At 32.5% G+C, this 17,723-nt stretch carries 14 protein-coding genes; 1 reads left to right on the top strand and 13 read right to left on the bottom strand.

The features are described from left to right. Positions 1–7: 7 nt before the first annotated feature. From ROY99_11780 to ROY99_11745, 8 genes are all read right to left on the bottom strand, one after another. Positions 8–1,495 carry an oligosaccharide flippase family protein gene (locus tag ROY99_11780; GenBank protein ID MDT3697055.1) on the bottom strand — a complete coding sequence of 496 codons (1,488 nt, stop codon included), beginning with the start codon at positions 1,493–1,495 and terminating at the stop codon, positions 8–10. Continuing rightward, positions 1,496–2,434, bottom strand: a complete 939-nt coding sequence (locus ROY99_11775) for an SDR family oxidoreductase (protein MDT3697054.1) — start codon at positions 2,432–2,434, stop codon at positions 1,496–1,498. A 647-nt stretch (positions 2,435–3,081) separates the two neighbouring features. Continuing rightward, positions 3,082–5,298, bottom strand: a complete 2,217-nt coding sequence (locus tag ROY99_11770; GenBank protein MDT3697053.1) for a polysaccharide biosynthesis tyrosine autokinase — start codon at positions 5,296–5,298, stop codon at positions 3,082–3,084. 9 nt (positions 5,299–5,307) lie between these two features. After that, positions 5,308–5,817, bottom strand: coding sequence for an SLBB domain-containing protein (locus tag ROY99_11765; protein MDT3697052.1), 510 nt, complete (start codon positions 5,815–5,817; stop codon positions 5,308–5,310). Positions 5,818–6,203: 386 nt separating this feature from the next. Further along, positions 6,204–7,370 carry a hypothetical protein gene (locus ROY99_11760; GenBank protein ID MDT3697051.1) on the bottom strand — a complete coding sequence of 389 codons (1,167 nt, stop codon included), beginning with the start codon at positions 7,368–7,370 and terminating at the stop codon, positions 6,204–6,206. An 898-nt stretch (positions 7,371–8,268) separates the two neighbouring features. After that, the gene (locus ROY99_11755; GenBank protein MDT3697050.1) at positions 8,269–8,856 is read right to left on the bottom strand and encodes a DapH/DapD/GlmU-related protein; all 588 of its coding nucleotides are present in this window, start codon (positions 8,854–8,856) and stop codon (positions 8,269–8,271) included. A gap of 36 nt (positions 8,857–8,892) precedes the next feature. Next, entirely contained in the window at positions 8,893–9,837 is a 945-nt protein-coding gene (locus tag ROY99_11750) for a Gfo/Idh/MocA family oxidoreductase (protein ID MDT3697049.1), read from the bottom strand. A gap of 59 nt (positions 9,838–9,896) precedes the next feature. Further along, positions 9,897–11,240 (bottom strand): nucleotide sugar dehydrogenase, encoded by a 1,344-nt coding sequence (locus ROY99_11745; protein MDT3697048.1) that lies wholly within the window; start codon positions 11,238–11,240, stop codon positions 9,897–9,899. Between the two features lie 529 nt (positions 11,241–11,769). Here ROY99_11745 and ROY99_11740 point away from each other — a divergent pair. Continuing rightward, positions 11,770–13,098 (top strand): pyridoxal phosphate-dependent aminotransferase, encoded by a 1,329-nt coding sequence (locus ROY99_11740; GenBank protein ID MDT3697047.1) that lies wholly within the window; start codon positions 11,770–11,772, stop codon positions 13,096–13,098. Between the two features lie 215 nt (positions 13,099–13,313). On the opposite strand, the gene ROY99_11735 is transcribed toward ROY99_11740, so the two are convergent. From ROY99_11735 to mce, 5 genes are all read right to left on the bottom strand, one after another. Further along, entirely contained in the window at positions 13,314–14,477 is a 1,164-nt protein-coding gene (locus tag ROY99_11735) for a sodium ion-translocating decarboxylase subunit beta (protein ID MDT3697046.1), read from the bottom strand. A 2-nt stretch (positions 14,478–14,479) separates the two neighbouring features. Continuing rightward, a complete protein-coding gene (locus ROY99_11730) occupies positions 14,480–14,923 on the bottom strand; it encodes a biotin/lipoyl-containing protein (GenBank protein ID MDT3697045.1) in 444 nt (147 codons plus the stop codon). Between the two features lie 13 nt (positions 14,924–14,936). Then, positions 14,937–15,347, bottom strand: coding sequence for an OadG family protein (locus ROY99_11725; protein MDT3697044.1), 411 nt, complete (start codon positions 15,345–15,347; stop codon positions 14,937–14,939). A 12-nt stretch (positions 15,348–15,359) separates the two neighbouring features. Beyond that, positions 15,360–16,913 (bottom strand): acyl-CoA carboxylase subunit beta, encoded by a 1,554-nt coding sequence (locus ROY99_11720; GenBank protein MDT3697043.1) that lies wholly within the window; start codon positions 16,911–16,913, stop codon positions 15,360–15,362. 90 nt (positions 16,914–17,003) lie between these two features. Further along, positions 17,004–17,408 carry a methylmalonyl-CoA epimerase gene (gene mce, locus ROY99_11715; protein MDT3697042.1) on the bottom strand — a complete coding sequence of 135 codons (405 nt, stop codon included), beginning with the start codon at positions 17,406–17,408 and terminating at the stop codon, positions 17,004–17,006. Positions 17,409–17,723: the final 315 nt, after the last annotated feature.

Below are 17,723 nucleotides of genomic sequence, written 5' to 3'. Positions count from 1 at the left end.
AACTTGCTTAAAAAAATATTTTACACAATTGTCGGATTTTTTCTTTATAGGGAATAATATCCAATATATATTCGAAAATACCAACTAATACGCTATAAATTACAAAACTGAACAATAAAAATAACAGGTCGTTATTCACAAGTAAATGTAAGTAAATAAATACAGGTAGCGGGATAATAGAGATTATTGATATTTTAACAATCGTGGTGTATGGCAACATTTTTAATAAACCTACCTTTAGTAATCTTGACTCCGCAGCTAATTGCAAAATTATAGGTGTGATTATTGAAACTGATGCAGTAATTATACCTCCTAAAAGTTTGTATCTCGGTATAATAATAAATCCAACTATTAATACAACTAGGCAGGCTGCAAAGTTAGTGTAAAATATAATTTTTGTTTTATTAGATGCACGAAGAATAAGACCAGATGATGTCATTAAAAGCAAAAATGTTATGATAAAAATTCTATAATATGGTATTGCATTTTCAAATCTTGATGTAAATAAAACTATTATAACTTTGTCTGCAAAGGTGAAAAAAAAAACAACCATTGGTATTACTATAGCAGAGGTAGTTGATACAATTTTTTTATATAAAATAATCATCCCATAAATATCACCATTTTTGTACATTTCTACATATTTTGGGATAGATACATTGTTAATTGAGGAAATTAGGTTTGCCAACAGTGGTACACTTAAAAACGATATACTGTAAATACCATAATCAGTAGACGTGATGTATTGGTTTACTAATACTTTGTCAAATTTTTGAGATAATGTATAAATTAACAATCCCCCAAAAAATGGTGCACAATATTTAATTTGATCCAAAATATTTTTCTTTTTTATTATAATATGAAAGTTTCCTAAATATTTTACATAAATATAAGTTGACACAAGTGTTAATTTTAATACCACATATAAAAAATATCCAAATATTGCACCTTCAAAATTTTTATTATTTATTGCACAGATAATTACAAAAACTAAATAAACTGTTTTTTCTATAGGGGCAAATAGTAAAATGAACCAAACTTTTTTTTCAAGGATAAAGATATTCTCAGAGATCGTGCTTACTAAGAAGATACTCATTGATAAAAATAGCCATTTATTCACCTGATTCAGTTCATTAAAATTAAGAAAGAGCAATAATTCATTCTTAAATAAAATAAACAGGGTTGCTGCAAAAATACCTATTACTATTAATAATAAATAAGTTTGGATTACAAAGGATTTTTTGTCCAACTCATTGGATATGGGGTAAAAATAATAGAGACTGGTAACTAATGTAAAACCAAATATTGGTGTAAACGTAGTAATCAACAAATTAAATTGTTGGAAGACTCCATAATCATTTGTATTAAGTATTCTAACTAATATAAATGTAGATAAGTAATATATTACAAATGCAGTTACTTGCCCTATAAATAGAACAGTACTAAGTTTTTTGAGAGAAGCAGATTCTAGCCGAAAAAGATTTGATAATTGCATTTAAACTTGAACTACCTTTTGGAAGCTCGTTAATGTCATTCTAATCCCAATATTGAAATCAACCTTAGGATTAAAACCAAGCTCGTGCTGAATTTTAGTAATGTCTGCAAAAGAGTGTAATATATCACCCGGTCTTTTATCAGCATAAAATGGTTTAATATCTTTATCCAGCAGAACATTCAACTCATGCACCAATGAATTCAAGGTTATCTGTCCGTGGCAGGCACAATTCATAACCAACCCACTTTCAACATCTTTTGTAGCGGCAAGAATATTTGCTTCTACAACATTAGCAACATAAGTAAAATCCCTGCTCTGTTTGCCGTCGCCAAATATTATTGGCTGCTTATCATTCATAATAGCTTTTATAAATAATGGAATTACTGCAGAGTACTGTGAGTTAGGATCCTGTCTTGGACCGAATACATTAAAATATCTTAATGCAACAGTTTCAATTCCGTATAATCGGGAATACACACTGCAGTATTTTTCGCCCGCTAATTTGCTTACAGCATAAGGAGATAATGGATTTGGAATCATTCCTTCATGCTTCGGCAGCTCGGGGTTATCACCATACACAGATGATGACGACGCATAAACTACACGTTTTACTCCCGCATCCTTAGAAGCTTCTAAAATATTTAATGTTCCGACAACATTAACTTCATTGCTTGTTATTGGGTCTTTAATAGAGCGGGGGACGGAAGGCAAAGCCGCCTGATGAAGAATTACATCAATACCTTTAACAGCCTGCTGTACAATATGAAATGAGCGGATATCACCTTCGATTAAATCAATATCCTTTGTAAAGTCTTTTAAGTTTTCACGTTTACCTGTAGCGAAATTATCTAATACACGAACGGTATTTCCACGCTGCAATAATTCTTCAACTATATTTGAGCCTATAAATCCGGCTCCGCCGGTAACTAAGAATTTCAAAATATTCCCTATTAAAAATTTTCTGTAGTCAATTTACAAATTTTCAGAATTAATAACTGAATTTTTTTTCATCTAACTCAAGAGGGGGGAGGAGGAAAGAACTCGGAACTCAGGACTCAGAAGTAAGAAGTCAGGAGTCAGAACACAGAACTCAGAAGTATTATGATTAAATGACTACAAATAATTTAATGACTTTTTTTTGTCCTATCCCTCTCTTTATAAGAGAGGTTAGGTGAGTTTGTTTTGGCTAGAAATAAGAAGCAAGAAATAAATCACTGAATGGCTTTAATGATCAAATGCTTTTTATTTTCTGTCCTATCCCTCTCTTTATAAGAGAGGCTAGGAGAGTTTGTTTTGGCTAAAAATAAGAAGCAAGAAGTAAAACACTGAATGGCTTTATTGATCAAATGCTTTTTATTTTCTGTCCTATCCCTCTCTTTATAAGAGAGATTAGGTGAGTTTGTTTTGGCTAAAAATAAGAAGCAAGAAGTAAAACACTGAATGGCTTTATTGATCAAATGCTTTTTATTTTCTGTCCTATCCCTCTCTTTATAAGAGAGGTTAGGTGAGTTTGTTTTGGTTAGAAGCTTGAAGTATTGCGAATAACGACCCAATGCACCTAATCCTATCTCCGGTTCACAATCAAACTACTTAGCAGCGTAATAATAATAGTACTTATACTTATAATATGTTCCATAAGCACTATTAGTATCAAACCCATTAAGCACAATACCAATCAAAGTAGTATTATCGTGCTGAATAAGCTGATTAGCTCTTTCCATCATACGATATTCGGTTACCTCTGAAGATACAACAAGTATAGTTCCATCCACTTTTTTTGTTAATATCTCAGCATCCGTAACTGCAATAATGGGAGGGGAATCTATTATTACATAATCAAACTTATCTCTAACAAGTTTTAGAAATTCATCCATCTGTATTGAATCAAGCATCTCAGCAGGGTTTGGCGGAATTGTACCTGAAGTTATATAGTACAAATTTTTCAGTGTGCTTTTATGAATAACTTCATCAAGAGTTTTTTCACCGACAAGATAATCAATCAGTCCGGGATCTTTTTGAGCTTCGAATATACGGTGTACCCTCGGCTTTCTAAGATCGCAGTCAACTAAAAGAACTTTCTTTTCCGCCTGTGCAAAACTTCCTGCAAGGTTTACCGTAACAAAAGTTTTTCCTTCCTGTGGTGCCGGTGAAGTAAGGACGATTGTTTTTAGATTTTCTTTATCAGGTCTGGAAAACTGAATTCTGGTTCGTAGTGCTCTGAATGATTCACTTGTTACTGAATCAGGTTTGTGTGAAATAATAAAATCAATTTTACTGTTCTCTTTGTCAATAAGTTCATCAACCTGTGGTATCCATCCAAGCAGATTCATTTTGCTATTCTGAATATCTTCAGGAGTTTTAACAGTGTTATCAAAATAATTTTTAAGAAAGACATACGCAAATGCTAATCCAAATCCGATAAATATACCCACAATAATTATAAGTACTCTGTTTGGTTTGCTTGGATTGTCGGGAATACGTGCGTTATCAATTATCAGCACGTTGCCCGGCTGAGATTGCTCATTAATCAATGCTTCCTGATATCTCTCTTCAACCAGAGTATAAAGCTTTTCTAAAGATTCTCTGTTTCTCTGAAACCTTGCAAGTTCAATAGATGTTTTTGGCAGTCTGTTAAATCTTTCATCGTATCTTTTTACCACTATATTTAATTCTGCTAATGTTGTATGCAGTGATCCGTTTTTAATCTCTTCCTCAATTATTTTCTGGCTAAGATTTTTTACCTCCTCAGGGCTGCTGGCAAAAATACCTGCTTTCAGCACTTTAATTTTTTCATCAAGTTTCTTTTTAAGTTCGTTTATTTTTATGTCATATTCTTTCAACTGAGTTGTAAAATTACTCTTGGGCTCAGCATTTGTCATAGATAGATCGCGGCGTATCTGAAGTTCTGCAATCTGATTCTGAAGTGCTTTGATATAAGCTTCAGATGTTGCGCTGGTCAGATAATCTGCAAGTTTTGGATCCTGCTGCTGAAGTTCATTTCTATATTGTTTTAATATTTCATTAGATGCTTCAAGCTCAATTTGTACAGCGTTTCTCTGAGCTTCAAATTGTGCAAGCTGTTGTATTAAAGTTTGTGCCTGTTGATCAAGTGCTATTATTCCGCCTTTTTCCTGATATGATCTTAATATTTCTTCAGCTTCATTAAGTTGTTCCTTTTTCTCCTGCCTTTGATTATCCAGAAACTTCCGAACAAATATCAATTGATTCCTGTTTATTTCTAAATTATATATAAGATATTCTTTAGCATATACATTTGCTATCAAAACAGCTTCAGCAGGTTCTTTCGATTGAACGCTTATATCAATTATATCAAGCCCGCGCTTTTGTTCTATTTGAACAGCATCTTCAAGTATTTTAGCTGCTTCAGGTACACTTGCAGGTGTTTTATCTTTCCCCAGTTCGTTAATAAGCAATAATGAGAAATCTTCCCTGTCAGGACTTTTTAAAAGGGAGTCTGTTAAAATTTTTGCAATTCGTTCTCGCAGGTTATAGCTTTTAAGTATTTCAATTTCATTAGCAATAAATCTGTCATTGCCAAAATCATTTATCTCCGGAAGCAGTGGTGATTGTAAAATGCTGCCGCCGGGTTTTGTTATCTTCAATGCAGTAGTTGTTTTAAATATATCAGGTGCAGTTAAAGCATATATTATTGATATAATAAGACTTGCCGCCAATATTGTTAATACAGGTTTAAGATTAACGCTGAATAATATTAAATAATCTTTTAATGTACTGCTTTGCTGTTCTTCAAAGCCAGGTTCAAATGAATTCTGATTGTTCATAATAAAATTTTATTTGGTTAAACTGATGATTATTGCAACAATTGATGCCAGGGCAGTTGTGATTGACAGGTAGAACGATACATCTTGTCTTAAGAAGTACCTTGGTTCACCCGGAACAATTACTACGTCTCCGGCAATTAATTTTGGAAAGCTTATTTCAGTAAGTATAGTGTCCTCCCAAAGCAGGTCATTAAAATTGAATTTAAACAGTTCAAGTTTTTCGTCTGATTTTCTGTATATCTTCACATCTTCCATCAATGCGTCTTCTAATGGACCACCGGCAAACGAAATAAGGTCATTCATACTGCAGTATGATGGAATTATGTAGTAACCGGGATATTTAACATACCCCCATAATTGTACCTTAATATTTATACCTGACGGATCAGAGTAATCAAATAATCCGCCTTGAGTCTGTCTGTAATTGTTCAGATTACTGCCTATCTGCACATCATCCTGTGCATTTAATAGTATTGAAAATGAAAATAATATAAAAAGTAAAAAACAAATTTTATTCATGATTAAATTGTTAATATTGTTAGTGTTTCAAATATAGGGAAATTTTGAATTTAGTTAAATCCGGGATAGAATTATTACCGCAGCCCTCGAAACATTATCTAAAGAGTAAAGTAAAGAATAACTTTCTTCCTCCCAAAGGTATATTACTTAAGAATCAGTTTAAAATGGTTACTCAACCGGAATGGTAATATCATAACAAAAAATTTCAGAAGTCTTTAATAATACTATCATCATTCCCCAAAACTATTACATCACCATTCCAATATTTCATAATACCATTGTCCAATAGTGATCGTTCTAATCCAACTTTTGTCTTATTGAATCTTCTATTAAGAAAATAGCTATAGAAAAAAAAGACATACACATTGTTCATTTAATATTTTAACTTAAAGTGAGCTGCCTACTTTAACTCTAATATTCACAAAGAAAGAGGAAAATCCGATTCCGCCGCCTTTTAAGTTTGTAATAATAATACTTGGTCCGATTGCAATGGAACTGTAAGCCCAATAGTCAAATATCTTTTGAATTGCGATATCCATTACAAATTGATTATTGCGTATTGGACTGTTGAACATATAATCCATTCTAAGATCAAACACGCTTCCGGCTAGTGTAAGCTCTCTGCCTGTAAAACCAATGTGGTATTCATCAATAAAGTAAGCCGCATAAAATTTGCTCCGAAGTGCTCCTAATATTTTAACAGGATATCTGAATTCCCAATTTACAAATCCTCCGTCTAATAAATAAGGTTGGTATTTAATTGTTCCATCAGGATTTCTGACAATGTTACCTTTATTAACAGTGTTCTTCTGGTATTTTCTAATCAAAGAAGAGTCAAATTCTGAAGTAGTACTTAAATATCCAACTTCAAAGAAGTTGCCAAATGGTATAGTATAAGACATTTGGATTCCACTAGTTACATAAAGATTATTATGATTCTCAGAGCTTTTAAGCTCTGTCATTGCATCGACACTTAAATAAGCCCCTACCTTAGCTCCAAGAATATGGAAATTCACCTCAGAGTAGTTTGTTTCTAGTGCTCCGGAGTAGGGTGTTCCAAAACCAATTGATAATCCAATATCTTTCTTCAATGGAATTCCAAACCTTTCACCACCCATTACTTGCACATAAGGGTTGATATAGCCTAATGTGGGTGATATCTGAAATACAGTTGGCGGATTCAATATGTTATTAAAACGTAATTTATCTACAACTCTTGTAAATACACTTCCAAAATTTATAGTTTCTTCCAGATTAAGTTTAAAAGGGTAAGTTATTATTCTTGCACGTGTTTCAGGTTTTAATGCGAGTAATGGATAGAGACTACCTTTTACTGATATTGTTTGATCAGTAACATTTCTCAGATCAACTACTATTTCTGCTTTTGGATCTGGAGGATCTATAAACAGCTCTTCCTGAATATGAATGAATAAACTATCATCAAGGGGTTCCATTTGATAATATAAAATCTGTTCTTCTTCCTCCTGAGCATTAATTAATATTGGAAAAAGAACAACAATTAAAATTAACATTATAAATGATGGTATTTTCATTTTGTTATTTCTCTATCAGATTATTGTTTATCTATAAATAATGATTTGTTATTCAAAAAGCTTTTTCAACTATACAAAAATTAATTTTCGTTTTAGAAGTCTCAAAGACTTATTAAAACAATTTTCAGACCGAAAATAGTCTCTTATTTTGAGCAGAATAATCAACTTATAGTAAAATTTACTAACATATCAGACTATTTGTAAACAAAAATAAAGATTTCCTCTGTCATATTAAATTATCAGTGAAAACAAAAACTGTTTTTCTTTTTTCCACTTGAATCCATAAAAAATTTTCACTTAGCCAAACAAGTCTTTTTGTTGGCGAGACTTCTTAACGCTAAACCAATTTATGAGAAAAGTTGAACAGAAAATTTACATTTTGTTAATAGGCTATCATAAGCCCATTTCATTGTAGGGGCTAGGTTGGAATAAGTTCAAATAAGACTCAATAACTAAATTGACTCACAATTTTGAAGAAAGCCGTACAACTTAATCTTTAATAGAAGAATAAATCTATCCGTGTTGTAATTATATTAAAATAATGATTCTTAATTGTCTGGTCTTTATTTTTTTTGTTTAACGTAACTCTAAATTTTTTGATAATAATAAAAATCTTTAACTGGTGATTTCTGCAATTGAAATTTTACTAAAAAACTTATCATATGTTGTGAGTTTTATAATTTCTAAGACTGAATAACCTAGGGGAGTATAATGAGGCAGGAAAAATTTTATATACAAAAAGATAGGATATATGTGAGATTAATCTTTATCTGTTTGTTTCTAAAGATATAACAGAAATGTTAATTAAAAAAAGAAAATTTATTTATCTGACTGCCGATTAAATGTAAATGAGAAGAAAAATATAACTCTTTATAAAATATCAAGTTAAATGATTTATTTAATCGCTTATAACATGGTTATTCGTTAGAGTGTAAGTCTTCCCAGATTTTTCACAAAATGCGTTACCATTTTCATCAAATCTTAATTTTTTTCCCGCTTCAGACACCCAGCCAACAACTCTTCCAGGATTTCCGATTACAAGTGCGAAATCCGGTACGTCTTTAGTTACAACAGAGCCTGCTCCTATCATACAATGTTTACCGATTGTATGTCCGCAAACAATAGTAGCATTTGCACCTATTGATGCACCTTCTTTCACCAATGTTTTAACATAGTATTTTGCACCGACTTGCGGATATTTACATCGGGGATCTAATATGTTTGTAAAAACCATTGAGGGACCGCAAAAAACATAGTCTTCTAATGTTACTCCTTCATAAATAGAAACATTATTCTGGATTTTACAATAATTTCCGATCGAAACATTATTTCCAACATTAACATTCTGTCCGAATACACAATTCTTACCAATACGGCTTCCGCTTTGTATATGTGAGAAGTGCCAAATTTTAGTTCCTTCTCCAATCTCAACATTATCATCTACAACTGCATGCTCGTTTATATAAAAGATAGGTTTTTCGTTCATGGTTTTTCCTTATAGTGATCAGTTTTTATTTCCATTTTATTTAATTAGCATTGGATGCAATAGTTCTTTAATATTTGAAACAGAAAGATGTCTTATTGTATAAGCTGTTTCAATAGATGCTCTGGCAGTTTCAATCCCAAATCCTTTACCTTGTAATATTTCTTCATATATCTTGGTATGCAGATCTGTAAAGCCATCAGTAAATTCAAGTTCATTTCCATCTATTGTTATTGAGCGGTGTGTAGTTTTATTTTTTTTTATTGCTTCTTGCGGAAGGTCTTTGGAATCTATAGACAAATACCATTTAACATTAGCATTTTTTAATTCAATATATCCTGAAGCCTTATTAAAAGATTTTAGAAACAAATAATTTTGCTTTACTTCTCCAAACAACCACAGTAATAAATCGAAGAAGTGAATTCCGATATTTGTTGCAACACCGCCCGAAATATCTTCTCTGCCTTTCCACGAGAAATTATACCAGGGTCCTCTTGATGTAATATATGTAAGCTCAACATTGTATTTATTTCTAGAAATAGTTTTATCTATCTTATCTTTTATTGCTATCAGAGCAGGGTGGACTCTCAATTGGAGAACTGTAAATACTTTTTTACCCGTTTCTTTTTCAATTTCCTGCAATTGATCCAGATTCCAGGGATTAAGCACAAGTGGTTTTTCACAAATAGCATCTGCTCCTACACGTAAAGCAAGCCTGATATGTGCATCATGCAGATTGTTTGGGGAGCAAATGGAAAGATAATCTACTTTTTCATCTGAATGGGTACGTCTTAGTTTTTCCAAATGTCTATCAAATCTCTCGAACTCAGTAAAAAAACTTGTTTTTGGAAAATATTTATCCAATATTCCAACTGAATCGTGGGGATCCACTGCAGCAACAAGTCTGTTGCCTGTATCTTTGATTGCCTGTAAATGTCTTGGAGCAATGTAGCCTGCTACACCGGTTAAAGCAAAATTTTTCATATCAAAATTCTATTTCCATTATTAATTTTATTTCATCAGTTTAACAGTCTGATATTATGTTAGGCTTTGTATATTTTATCCGATTTAATTCCAGCTCTTTCAAATGCATTTCGTGTATCTAATATAAGTTTAGAGGCTGAATTAATAAATTTATAATTATAGTCAGAATGATCAGTACTTAATAAAATCAAATCATATTTAGCAAGATTATTTTTTGTTAACTCAACAGATCTCATATCATACTGATATTTTCTGGTTTTTGGGAGCTGAGGTACAAAAGGGTCATTATAATCTATCTTAGCACCTTTATCTCTAAAAATTTCTATTAGTTTAAGTGAAGGTGATTCACGCATATCATCTACATCTTTTTTATAAGAAGCACCAAGTATAAGTATTTTAGATCCATTGATAGATTTCTTGAATTTATTTAATACCTCGGATGCCTTTTCGACAACATAATATGGCATAAAGGTATTGATCTCACCGGCAAGTTCAATAAACTTAGTACTGATTTCAAATTCTCTTGCTTTCCAAGTTAGATAAAAAGGGTCTATTGGAATGCAATGTCCGCCTAAGCCTGGTCCCGGATAGAATGGCTGAAATCCGAATGGTTTAGTACTAGCTGCATTAACTACTTCCCAAATATCAATATTCATCTTGTCAAAGACCATTTTAAGTTCATTGACAAGCGCTATATTTATTGAGCGGTAAATATTTTCCAGCAGTTTGGTTGCTTCTGCTGCACGAGGCGAAGTAACAGGAACAGTTTTTATTATTACTTTATTGTAAAGAGCTAAAGCTATCTTCAGACAATTTGGTGTAACCCCTCCAACAACTTTTGGAATAGTAGCTGTTGAGTATTTAAGATTATTTGGGTCTTCTCTTTCCGGAGAAAATGCTAAATAAAAATCTTTTCCAACTACAAATTTTTGAGTACTTATTTTCTGTGTTAACGGTGCATTTTCAAACATCGGCAGAAGAATTTCTTCTGTAGTCCCTGGATAGGTTGATGATTCTAACGAAACAAACTGACCTTTTTTCAGATATTCAGCTATAATCTTTCCTGAATTAATAATGTAAGTCATATCAGGTTCGCGGTGTTCATTTAATGGAGTTGGGACACAAATTATAATTGCATCAGTTTCTGTTAATCTAGAAAAGTCGGCTGTTGCAATAAATTTTCTGGCTCTTATTACTTTCTGAATCTTTTCTTTTTTAATATGCTTTATATAGCTTTTACCTGAATTTAGTATTGGTATCTTTTTTTCATCCACATCAAAACCGATTGTTTTAAAACCTTTTAATGCATATTCAAGAGCTAAAGGTAATCCTACATAACCAAGACCTATTACACCAATTACCCCTGAATTATTTTCTATCTTCTTTAATAGATTATTATTCATAAAATCCTTTTTCTTGTTAATATAATTGATTTACTTTTTAATGATCTGTTTTAGTAAGTAAAAAGTCCAATCGTTATTACGACTTTTTTTAATTTATGCTTATCCCAAATTTAGTAAAAAAAATCAGACATTTTTAATTGATGTGAATAGTCGAATGATTTTTTAATATTCATTTAATTAAACACGCAAGTCTGTCCAGGTTGTCATTCTTGAATTAAAATTAATTTTGATAAAATAATATATACTATCTTCTAAGTTTATGACTCATTCCAACCCATCACTTACAGATGGAAGAACTTATTAATTCTTATAGACTAATGTAAATTTTCTTTCAGAATATGCTTATAAATCGGTTTATTGTTGACAAGCTTCTCCCACTGCATTTAAGAGCTTAGAGAAAGTTATTTTTATCTCGTAGAGATATTAACTCACAACATTTAATCTATATTCCGCTTAATTATTTGTTATACCATCACAGCATAGTTATTTTTGAAGAAACAATTTTATACAATATATAATCAGGTATGAAATGAATACTACTACAAGAAGCACCCCAATTGATTTTAAAATGGTTACCCAAAAAATAAAGGAAAGTAAACTGGAAAGCCCTGGCAAAGCATCAATTCGTGAGATCAAAAAACTAATTGATGATATTGAAAAAGCAACCGGAGAAAAATTTGTCAGGATGGAAATGGGTGTTCCGGGTTTACCTCCAACAAGAATTGGTATTGAAGCTGAGATAGAAGCTTTGAAAACCGGTATTGCAGCTATTTATCCGGATATTTATGGAATACCACAACTTAAAACAGAAACTTCCAGGTTTGTAAAATTATTCATGGATATTGATGTTAGTCCTGAAGGTTGCATCCCAACTTGCGGCTCAATGATGGGAAGTTTAGCAGCCTTTATGACGATCAACAGATGCAATCCTGAAAAAGATACTACATTATTAATTGATCCTGGTTTTCCGGTTCATCGTCAGCAGTTGAAAGTACTTAATCAGAAGATGGTATCTTTTGATGTTTATAATTATCGTGGAAATAAATTAAGAGATAAACTTGAATCAATTTTAAGCAAAAGAAATATTTCCTGTCTGCTTTATTCTAATCCCAATAATCCATCATGGATATGTTTTACTGAAACTGAATTAGAAATAATTGGTGATCTCTGCAATAAATATGATGTAATTGTAATAGAAGATTTAGCTTATTTTGCTATGGATTTCAGAAGAGATTTATCAAAACCAGGAGAACCGCCTTACCAGCCTACGGTAGCAAAATACACGAATAATTACATACTTACCATTTCCAGTTCAAAAGTTTTTAGCTATGCCGGACAAAGAATTGGTATGCTTGTAATTTCAGATGAGATTTTTAACCGGAGTTATCCGGATTTAAAAAAATATTATGCAAGAGATTTATTTGGTCATTCAATTATTTTTGGGACAATTTATGCTTTAAGTGCTGGTATTACTCATTCAACACAGTACGCTCTCGCCGCAATCTTTAAAGCTGCAAATGATGGTAAACTTAATTTTGTTGAAGAGGTTAAAGAGTATGGTGAAAAGGCACATATCATGAAAAACCTTTTTATTAATAATGGATTTAAAATCGTATATGATAAAGATGAAGACGAACCAATCGCTGATGGATTCTATTTTACATTTTCATATCCAGGTTTTACAGGTGAAGAATTATTAAATGAGCTTTTATATTATGGTATTAGTGCAATCTCTTTGGCAATTACCGGCAGTGAAAGACTTGAAGGAATTAGAGCTTGTGTTTCTTTAGTTAAGCGAGAGCAATTTAAGGACTTAGAATACAGGCTGAAGAAGTTTAATGAAGATCATAAGAAATAAAATGAATTTGTTAGTAGTGTATTGATTGATTAAATCTAATTGATTTTAAGTTTTTTGAAATCTTTCCTGGAATTAAAAAAAGCAGATATCAAATTGAAATCTATTTTCTGGTGTAAATGACAAACCCAATTTTTTTAGAAATTGGGTTTGTTTTTACTGAGTAAAAAGTAAAACTCTTGAAGCAGTTAAATTATAATCAAAATCAGAAAATCATTTTATCCCATAAAGAAACTTAGGAGAATACCTGCAACAACTGCACTTCCAATTACTCCAGCAACATTAGGTGCCATGGCATGCATTAACAAGTGATTTGTTTTATCATATTCCAACCCCACTACTTGAGATACGCGAGCACTATCAGGTACTGCAGATACACCAGCATTACCAATTAGTGGATTAATTTTATTCCCTTCTTTTAAGAAAAGATTCATAACTTTAGCAAACATCACTCCGCCACAAGTAGCTATCATAAATGAAACAGCACCAAGTGCAAATATTCCAACTGATTTTGCAGTTAAAAAAGTAGTTGCTTGTGTAGATGCTCCAACTGTCAGTCCAATTAAAATAGTAACGATGTCTATCATTGCTCCTTTTGCAGTATCAGCTAATCTTTTAGTAACCCCGCTTTCTTTTAATAAGTTTCCAAAAAATAACATACCTAATAAAGGCATAGCGCTTGGACTGATTAAGGTTGTCAAAATAAGCCCTACAATAGGGAACAGTATTTTTTCTAATCTTGAAACAGAACGCGGTGGTTTCATTCTAATAACACGTTCCTTATCAGTTGTCAACAATCTCATTATTGGCGGTTGAATAACCGGAACCAGTGCCATATAAGAATAAGCTGAAACAGCTATTGCACCCACTAAATCAGGTGCAAGTTTAGATGCAAGAAATATTGCAGTGGGTCCATCTGCACCGCCGATAATACCAATTGCAGCAGCTTGCTCGGGCAAGTAACCTAATGAAAGTGCGATTATGTACGCACCAAAAATTCCTAACTGAGCAGCAGCACCAAGTAAAAGAAGTTTTGGATTTGATAGCAGAGTTGAAAAATCAGTCATTGCACCAATACCTAAAAAGATCAGCGGAGGATATATTCCTTTTATTACTCCGAAATAAAGATAGCTCATTACACTGCCAGGTTCATAGACGCCTATCTGCAAATTGGCATCTTGTAAAAAGGGAATATTACCAATCAGAATTCCGAAACCTATTGGAATAAGTAATAATGGTTCATACTCCTTTTTAATAGCAAGATGGATAAATGCCAGGGCTACTATTATCATTACGATGTGACCAATTGTAAAATGAGGGAAAGCAGTATATTGGAAAAACTGCTCGAAACCGTGAGTCATAAAATCAAATAAATTTCCCATAATTATTCTCCGATTTCTACAAGTACTTCACCCTCAAGAACAGAGTCACCAGTTTTAACTTTAATTGCTTTTACCACACCTTCTTTATCAGCATTAATATTGTTTTCCATTTTCATTGCTTCAAGTGTTATCAGTTTTGTTCCAACTTTAATCTGATCACCTTCTTTAACGTGAATATTAAGTATGACACCTGGTAGTGGTGATTTGACAAATCCAGCACCTTTTGGTGAGGTTGGTGCACTTGTTTTTTGTTGGGATGGGGCAATATCAGTTGAAGGTACGGCTACTGATCTTACAAGCTTAGGTGTTTTACTTTGTGCGATTACTTTATCTAACTCAACTTTATATGTTGCACCGTTTACTTCAATTTCAGCAATGTTTTCTTCAACAGTAATGATATTTACATCGTATTTATTACCCTGAATAGTAAACTTAAATTTTTTCATAATTTTTTATCCTCTAAAATCTGGGATGTTGTCTTAATCCGTAGATCTTTGAACTCCACGGAGAGTAAGTTCTTGATACTTTACTTATTGTTAAAACGGTATCTTCTTTATCATGCATTTCTGAATAGTAAAGATGGATAGCCATTGCAATTGCAGCATTAACCTCGCCCGATATACTTTGCTCTTCTTTAATATCTTCGGTTTTTCCTTCTCTTCTCAAAATTCTTTTAATATTAAGATTAAGAGCTTTTGTTAAATTGGCAAAAATCAGATATAGAAATAATAGTGCTGCAAATACTACTAAATAACCGATAACTGCCATACCAATACCCCAGGGATCCAACTCTAAAAACTTAATTGAATTTTTATGAATTACAGCCGCTGAAGAATCTGTTGCAGTTTGTTGTATTAATCCTAAAAACATTTTAGCTCCTTTCTACAATGGAAGATTAGAATGTTTTTTCGGAGGATTTGTATCCTTCTTTGTAGCAAGTGATTGCAAAGCTCTTATAACTCTGAATCTTGTGTTTCTCGGTTCAATTACATCATCAATATATCCATATTTTGCTGCAACATAAGGAGTAGCAAATTTCTTTCTGTAATCTTCTTCGCGATCCTTAACAAATTTAATTCTCTCTTCTGGATCTGTAATCAATTGAAGTTCTTTTTGATGAAGAACTTCTATCGCACCTTTTGGACCCATTACAGCAATTTCAGCTCCGGGCCATGCATAATTAATATCACCTCTTAGATGTTTTGAACTCATCACATCGTACGCACCACCATAAGCTTTACGCAAAATGACTGTAACTTTGGGAACAGTAGCTTCACCAAAAGCAAATAATAATTTTGCACCATGTATAATGATTCCACCGTATTCCTGTGTTGTGCCTGGCAAAAATCCCGGAACATCAACAAAAGTAACAATTGGAATATTAAATGCATCGCAAAATCTTACAAACCTTGCTGCTTTACGTGAAGAGTTAATATCAAGTACACCTGCAAGATAGTTTGGTTGATTAGCAACAATACCGACTGGCATTCCATTAAATCTTGCAAATCCAATAACTATGTTAGGAGCATAATGTCTCTGAATTTCTAAAAATTCGTGCTGATCTACTACCGCGTGAATTACATCCTTAACATCATAAGGTTTATTAGTCTGCTCAGGTATAAGTGTATTAAGTGCATCTTCAAGTCTATCAATTGGATCATCAGAAGGAAGAACAGGTGGGTCTTCAAGATTGTTTTGAGGTAAATAACTCAAAAGTTTTCTGATTAATTGTATTCCTTCTTCTTCAGTATCAGCTACGAAATGCGTAACTCCGGATTTTGCACCGTGAATCATTGCACCGCCAAGTTCTTCTTCGCTTACTGTTTCGCCTGTAACTGTTTTAACTACTTTTGGACCAGTTACAAACATATAACTGGTTTTGTTTGACATTACAATAAAGTCTGTTAAGGCAGGTGAATAAACAGCACCGCCGGCACAAGGTCCAAATATTGCAGATATTTGGGGAACGACACCAGAGGCTAAAATATTCCGCTGAAAAATATCTGCATATCCGCCAAGTGATTTAACACCCTCTTGAATTCTGGCACCGCCGCTATCATTTATTCCGATTACAGGTGCACCAACTTTGAGTGCTTTATCCATAACCTTACATATTTTTTGAGCATACATTTCAGATAGCGATCCGCCAAAGACTGTAAAGTCCTGTGAAAAAACATATACTAATCGTCCGTCTATTGTTCCATAACCGGTAACAACTCCATCCGACAGATATGATTCTTTATCTAATCCAAAATCAATGCTTCTATGGCAAACGAACATATCAAATTCTTCAAAACTGCCCTCATCCAGCAGCAGTTCAAGTCTTTCTCTGGCAGTAAGTTTGCCTTTCTTGTGTTGTGATGCAATACGCTTTTCACCGCCGCCAAGCTTGGCTTGCTGACGCAGCGCCATCAACTCTTTTATTTTATTTTCCATAGCTATTTTGCTTTCTGTAATACTTTTTAGTTATTCTAAAATAATTTCAGCTTTACAAATCGTGGTAAATTGAATTTATAGTCAGTTTAATTATGGTTTTTCACAAAGCTCGGTTAATACACCAAATGTAGATTTAGGATGAAGAAAAGCAATGTTTAGTCCCTCTGCACCTTTTCTACCTTTCTCATCTATTAAAACTATATTTTTGGATTTAGCTTCATCCAATGAATCTTGCAATCCTTTTACTGCAAATGCAAGATGATGGATACCTTCGCCTTTTTTTTCTATAAACTTTCCGATTGGTCCATCAGGCGAGGTTGATTCAAGTAATTCTATTTTTGTTTGACCAACCATAAAAAATGCAGTTTTAACTTTTTGATCAGCTACTTCTTCAATGGAATAACATTTTAATCCAAGTACTCCCTCATAATATTTTTTTGCTTCATCAATGTTTTTAACTGCAATACCGATATGTTCAATGTGTGTTATATTCATCTTTGTTACTTTTTTGATTAATTAAATGATAAGTAAATAATTAAAATCGCTGTATTTTTGCAAAGTTAGTGCCAGCATTGATTAATTAAATATAAGTGGAATTATGCTTATTTGTTGAATTTGATAATTGTTAATCAATCCTTATTACAAGAAAAATCAATTATTGATATTCCTGTTTATGAGAAATAAAGTATTTCAGTTAGAGTTTTGCTTTTCATTAATGTTATAAGTGATTAAGTAAAAACTTCTTAAACTTTCTTGCACAGAATAGTCAAATTATCTATTTTTACACTCTAATTTTTAATACTGTTTGTA

This window comes from Ignavibacterium sp. (assembly GCA_032027145.1).
Lineage (GTDB): Bacteria > Bacteroidota > Ignavibacteria > Ignavibacteriales > Ignavibacteriaceae > IGN3.
Note: the sequence above shows the minus strand (reverse complement) of the source record. Positions and strands in the feature narration are given on the sequence as shown.

Excerpts from the sequence above, each read along its gene's own strand:
- ROY99_11780 (MDT3697055.1), bottom strand. The coding sequence starts at position 1,495 with ATGCAATTATCAAATCTTTTTCGGCTAGAATCTGCTTCTCTCAAAAAA.
- ROY99_11770 (MDT3697053.1), bottom strand. The coding sequence starts at position 5,298 with ATGAACAATCAGAATTCATTTGAACCTGGCTTTGAAGAACAGCAAAGC.
- ROY99_11765 (MDT3697052.1), bottom strand. The coding sequence starts at position 5,817 with ATGAATAAAATTTGTTTTTTACTTTTTATATTATTTTCATTTTCAATA.
- ROY99_11760 (MDT3697051.1), bottom strand. The coding sequence starts at position 7,370 with ATGAAAATACCATCATTTATAATGTTAATTTTAATTGTTGTTCTTTTT.
- ROY99_11755 (MDT3697050.1), bottom strand. The coding sequence starts at position 8,856 with ATGAACGAAAAACCTATCTTTTATATAAACGAGCATGCAGTTGTAGAT.
- ROY99_11750 (MDT3697049.1), bottom strand. The coding sequence starts at position 9,837 with ATGAAAAATTTTGCTTTAACCGGTGTAGCAGGCTACATTGCTCCAAGA.
- ROY99_11745 (MDT3697048.1), bottom strand. The coding sequence starts at position 11,240 with ATGAATAATAATCTATTAAAGAAGATAGAAAATAATTCAGGGGTAATT.
- ROY99_11740 (MDT3697047.1), top strand. The coding sequence starts at position 11,770 with ATGAATACTACTACAAGAAGCACCCCAATTGATTTTAAAATGGTTACC.
- ROY99_11735 (MDT3697046.1), bottom strand. The coding sequence starts at position 14,477 with ATGGGAAATTTATTTGATTTTATGACTCACGGTTTCGAGCAGTTTTTC.
- ROY99_11730 (MDT3697045.1), bottom strand. The coding sequence starts at position 14,923 with ATGAAAAAATTTAAGTTTACTATTCAGGGTAATAAATACGATGTAAAT.
- ROY99_11725 (MDT3697044.1), bottom strand. The coding sequence starts at position 15,347 with ATGTTTTTAGGATTAATACAACAAACTGCAACAGATTCTTCAGCGGCT.
- ROY99_11720 (MDT3697043.1), bottom strand. The coding sequence starts at position 16,913 with ATGGAAAATAAAATAAAAGAGTTGATGGCGCTGCGTCAGCAAGCCAAG.
- mce (MDT3697042.1), bottom strand. The coding sequence starts at position 17,408 with ATGAATATAACACACATTGAACATATCGGTATTGCAGTTAAAAACATT.